We start from the raw sequence: 3,855 nt of genomic DNA, 5'->3' as shown, positions 1-3,855 counted from the left end.
TCGCGAATTCTTCGGCCCTTCCGACAGTTTCGACGAGATCACCGGCGTGTTCAATCTCGACCGGCTGACCGCTGGCTATGTCACTTTTCTCAGGCGAAACGGGGCAGAACCGTTTGGCGAGCAGGATCTGGCGACGGCTTGCGCGGCAAGCAGCGCGACAAGGCTCATTTTGGAAAGATTGCTCCATCTGTGCCGCTTCCGGCACAAGGGCGCCGCAATCGGTGACGCTCGCTCGCGGCTGAGCAGGCGCGAGACCGAGATTGCGCGGCATCTGGTCGATGGTGGCAACGCCAAGACGATTTCGCGATGCCTCGCCATCTCGCCCGGGACCGTCCGCAACCACATCAAGCAGATCTATCGCAAGCTCGGTGTGCACTCCCAGGTCGAGTTGCTGGCGGCCATCCGCGAAGCCGCTTGAGCCTGACGGCTTCCGCCCGGCTCTGTCTTTTTGCTTTGACGCAATTCCCAAGGGAAAGCGCTACGCGCTTTTCCCGGGAAAACCGCTGCGCACTTTTTCTGGAATTGCTCTATTGTCCCGTCACGATGCGCGTCCACATGCGGTTTTGGGATCGCAGCAGCTTTGGGTCGTTGTTGTCCACCACGAACAGTTTGGCCTTCACGGCATCAGGCGGAAAGACGCCGGGGTCGCTGGCTATGGCCTTGTCCATCAGCGGCAGGGACTCCGGTATCGCATTGGCGTAGGAGACATAGCTGGAATTGGCCGCGGCGATATCGGGCCGCAGATTGAAGTTGATCCAGGCCTGGGCGTTGTCGGGATGCGGCGCATCTTTCGGTACCGCCATCGTATCGAAGTTGATGAGCGTGCCTTCTTTGGGGATGGAATAGGCGATCTCCAGCTTCTTCACGGATTCCGCCGCACGGGTCCTTGCCTGGAGTATGTCGCCCGACCAGCCCAACACCACACAGATGTCACCGTTGGCGAGGTCGTTGATGTATTTCGACGAATGGAAATAGCGGATGTAGGGCCGCACCTTGACCAGCAGGTCCTCGACCTTGGCGAGGTCGTCGGGACTGGTCGATTTGGGGTTGATGTGAAGGTAGTTCATCGCCATCGGGATGACTTCAGCCGGCGCATCGATGATAGCTACACCGCAATCGGACAGCTTCTTGACCACATCGACGTCGAAGACCATGGCGAAGGAATCTGTCGGCCCGTCCGGCAGCCGCTGCTTCACCGCAGCGACGTTGTAGCCAATGCCGTCGGTGACCGCCATATAGGGCACTGCATGCAGGTTCTGCGGGTCGGCGCCGGCGATCAGCGCGAGGGCTTGCGGATCGATCTTCGAGTGGTTGGCAAGCTTCGATTTGTCGAGTTCCAGGAAAGCCCCTGCTTTCACCTGGTTCTTGAGGAACGGATAGGCTGAAGGGTAGACCACGTCATATCCGGAGCCGCCGGTGAGCAGCTTGGTCTCAAGCACCTCGTTGCCGTCATAGACGTCGTAACGAACCTTGATTCCCGTTTCCTTCTCGAATTTCTCGGCCGTGTCCGGCGCGATGTAGTCGGACCAGTTGTAGACGTTGACGATCTTTTCCTCGTCCGCCGAAGCCGCATTTGCGCAGACGCCGCAGGCAAGCAGGGTTGAGAAGATCAGAGCGCGCATGAATGTCCTCCGTTTTCGCTATGTGTTCTCGGCATGCTCCGTCCCTCAACGTCGTTGCGGGGCATAGACCGGCAAGGTGATGCAGGCGACATTGCCGCCGCCCAGCAGGATCTCTCGCGAGTTTTCGATGCCGACTATTCGGTGGTCGGGAAACAGCTCGGCCAGCGTCCGCTTGGCCTTCACATCGAGATCGCAGCCGAACTGCGGCACCACCACGACGCTGTTGCCCGGATAGTAGTTGATGTAGCTCGCCGCGATCCGGTTTCCGGCCGGTCGCGCCCAGGTCGAATCCAGCCGGTCCACGCTGTCGCTTTCTTCCGGCGTCATCTCGATCGGCAAGGGATGGGGCAGCCGGTGAACTTCCAGCGCGCGGCCCTTCGCATCACGAGCCGAACGCAACACCGCCTCGGCTTCGCGCACGATCTCATATTGTGGGTCGTCCCGATTGTCGGTCCAGCTCAGCACGACCACGCCGGGGCGCACGAAGCAGCAGACGTCGTCGACATGGCCGTCGGTCTCGTCGAAGGCAAAGCCGCGTGGCAGCCAGATGACGGTGTCGACACCGAGATAGTCGCCAAGCTGGCGCTCCACCTCGGCCTTGCCGAGATGAGCGTTGCGATTTCGGTTGAGCAGGCATTGCTCCGTCGTGATGAGCGTGCCCTGACCGTCGCACTGCAACCCGCCACCCTCGGCGATCAGAGGTGCGCGGTAGCGATCCATGTTCTCGATTTCGAGCACTTTTTGCGCCGCAAGGTCATCCAGGTCCCATGGCGAATAGAGGCCGCCGTCAAAACCGCCATAGGCGTTGAAGATCCAATCGACGCCACGCACGTCGCCTTGATCGTTGACGACGAAGTTGGGACCGCTGTCGCGCAGCCAGGAATCATTGGTGGACATCTCCACGACACGCACATGGCCAGGCAATCGCGCTCGGGCATTCTGCCACTGGCGAGCAGAAGCCGCCACCGTCACCGGCTCGCTTTGCGCGATCGCCGCGGCGACATCGGCGAACAGTTTTTGCGCGGGCTTGGCGCCGAGGCGCCAGGTGTCCGGCCGCTCCGGCCAGATCATCCAGCAGCCTGACTTGGGTTCGAATTCGCCGGGCGCGCGAAACCCATCCTGTTTCGGCCTTGTCGAGAGGGTTCGAGGCATCGGGGACCGCCGGGAAATGGAGTGATGACTTGCCCGGATCAGACTTTTTTGGGACCTTGTCCGTCAATGTCCCATTTGGGATATCGGTGTAGGCGGCTGGCACCTGTTGCGGAATGGCATTGCCTTCCCAAGGTGATCGGCGCAAATCTTGACCGGACGGCGCATGCCGGTGACGCAAGCAGTCGACGAAAGGGGAAAGCGGATGGATGCGACCGAACTGAAGGCCATGCAGGCGCCGCTGAAGCAGGCCTATCGTGACGACGCTTCGCAGGCCATGATCACGCTTCGCGCCAAGGGCTCGATCGACGACCAGTCGGTTGCCTGCAAGGTGGAGACGGGCAGGGCGCTCGCCATCGCCGGCCTGCATCCGGCAACAGGCGGCTCAGGCCTTGAGCTCTGCTCGGGCGACATGCTGCTGGAGGCGTTGGTCGCCTGCGCCGGGGTGACGCTGAAGGCGGTGGCGACGGCGCTCGAGTTCAAACTCGGCGCCGCCGCGGTAGAGGCTGAAGGCGATCTCGATTTTCGCGGCACGCTCGGTGTCGCCAAGGATGCGCCGGTCGGCTTTCGCGCCATCCGGCTCAATTTCAACCTCGACACCGATGAGCCGCAGGAGCGGATAGACTCGCTACTAAAGCTGACCGAGCGTTATTGCGTGGTATTCCAGACCATCAGCCAGAAGCCGGAACTGACGGTCAGCGCACGCCGCTGACGCCTACTGTGCTGACGGTTCTTCGGCGTCACCCTCGTCGGTGAAGGGCGAGGCGCTCGGCACGCATTGCACCGACCAGCCGGCTGGTGTCGGCTGCTTCTGATATTCGGTGATGGCGGCGGTGCATTGTTCGCGCTTGTCGAAGGTGCTGGGCAGCACGACCATGCCGCCTTGCGGACCGGCGATTACCAGATACCAGACCAACGCTGCTGCGGTCGTAGCCATGGGGATTTCCTTGTTCTGCCAGTTGGGCGCTTGTTGTGGGAGTCGCGGTGACCCTACCAACTCCAAGGAAATGACGAAAGCATGACCGCCGCACAGCTTCCCGCCGTCTCATCACAGCCGCGTGATGTGACGGCGGGTTTCCCAGCC

The 3,855-nt window shown here is 61.5% G+C and carries 5 protein-coding genes; 2 read left to right on the top strand and 3 right to left on the bottom strand.

Features of this window, described 5'->3' with window-relative positions:
* Positions 1-418 (top strand): LuxR family transcriptional regulator (locus EN994_RS21690; RefSeq protein WP_245466059.1); only part of this gene is annotated, 418 nt, incomplete at its 5' end.
* 109 nt (positions 419-527) lie between these two features.
* Here EN994_RS21690 and EN994_RS21685 read toward each other — a convergent pair.
* Together EN994_RS21685 and aguA are read right to left on the bottom strand one after the other, a co-directional pair.
* Entirely contained in the window at positions 528-1,622 is a 1,095-nt protein-coding gene (locus tag EN994_RS21685; RefSeq protein ID WP_013532534.1) for a polyamine ABC transporter substrate-binding protein, read from the bottom strand.
* Between the two features lie 45 nt (positions 1,623-1,667).
* Positions 1,668-2,774, bottom strand: a complete 1,107-nt coding sequence (gene aguA / locus EN994_RS21680; protein ID WP_013532533.1) for an agmatine deiminase — start codon at positions 2,772-2,774, stop codon at positions 1,668-1,670.
* A 202-nt stretch (positions 2,775-2,976) separates the two neighbouring features.
* Here aguA and EN994_RS21675 point away from each other — a divergent pair, with 202 nt between their 5' ends.
* Positions 2,977-3,483 carry an OsmC family protein gene (locus EN994_RS21675; protein ID WP_013532532.1) on the top strand — a complete coding sequence of 169 codons (507 nt, stop codon included), beginning with the start codon at positions 2,977-2,979 and terminating at the stop codon, positions 3,481-3,483.
* 3 nt (positions 3,484-3,486) lie between these two features.
* On the opposite strand, the gene EN994_RS21670 is transcribed toward EN994_RS21675, so the two are convergent.
* Positions 3,487-3,708 carry a hypothetical protein gene (locus EN994_RS21670; RefSeq protein ID WP_013532531.1) on the bottom strand — a complete coding sequence of 74 codons (222 nt, stop codon included), beginning with the start codon at positions 3,706-3,708 and terminating at the stop codon, positions 3,487-3,489.
* Positions 3,709-3,855: the final 147 nt, after the last annotated feature.

It is taken from the genome of Mesorhizobium sp. M7A.F.Ca.CA.002.09.1.1, assembly GCF_003998555.1.
GTDB lineage: Bacteria > Pseudomonadota > Alphaproteobacteria > Rhizobiales > Rhizobiaceae > Mesorhizobium > Mesorhizobium ciceri.
The sequence above is the reverse complement of the archived record's forward strand: the minus strand, read 5'-3'. Positions and strand labels throughout refer to the sequence as shown.

Excerpts from the sequence above, each read along its gene's own strand:
- EN994_RS21685 (WP_013532534.1), bottom strand. The coding sequence starts at position 1,622 with ATGCGCGCTCTGATCTTCTCAACCCTGCTTGCCTGCGGCGTCTGCGCA.
- EN994_RS21675 (WP_013532532.1), top strand. The coding sequence starts at position 2,977 with ATGGATGCGACCGAACTGAAGGCCATGCAGGCGCCGCTGAAGCAGGCC.
- EN994_RS21670 (WP_013532531.1), bottom strand. The coding sequence starts at position 3,708 with ATGGCTACGACCGCAGCAGCGTTGGTCTGGTATCTGGTAATCGCCGGT.
- aguA (WP_013532533.1), bottom strand. The coding sequence starts at position 2,774 with ATGCCTCGAACCCTCTCGACAAGGCCGAAACAGGATGGGTTTCGCGCG.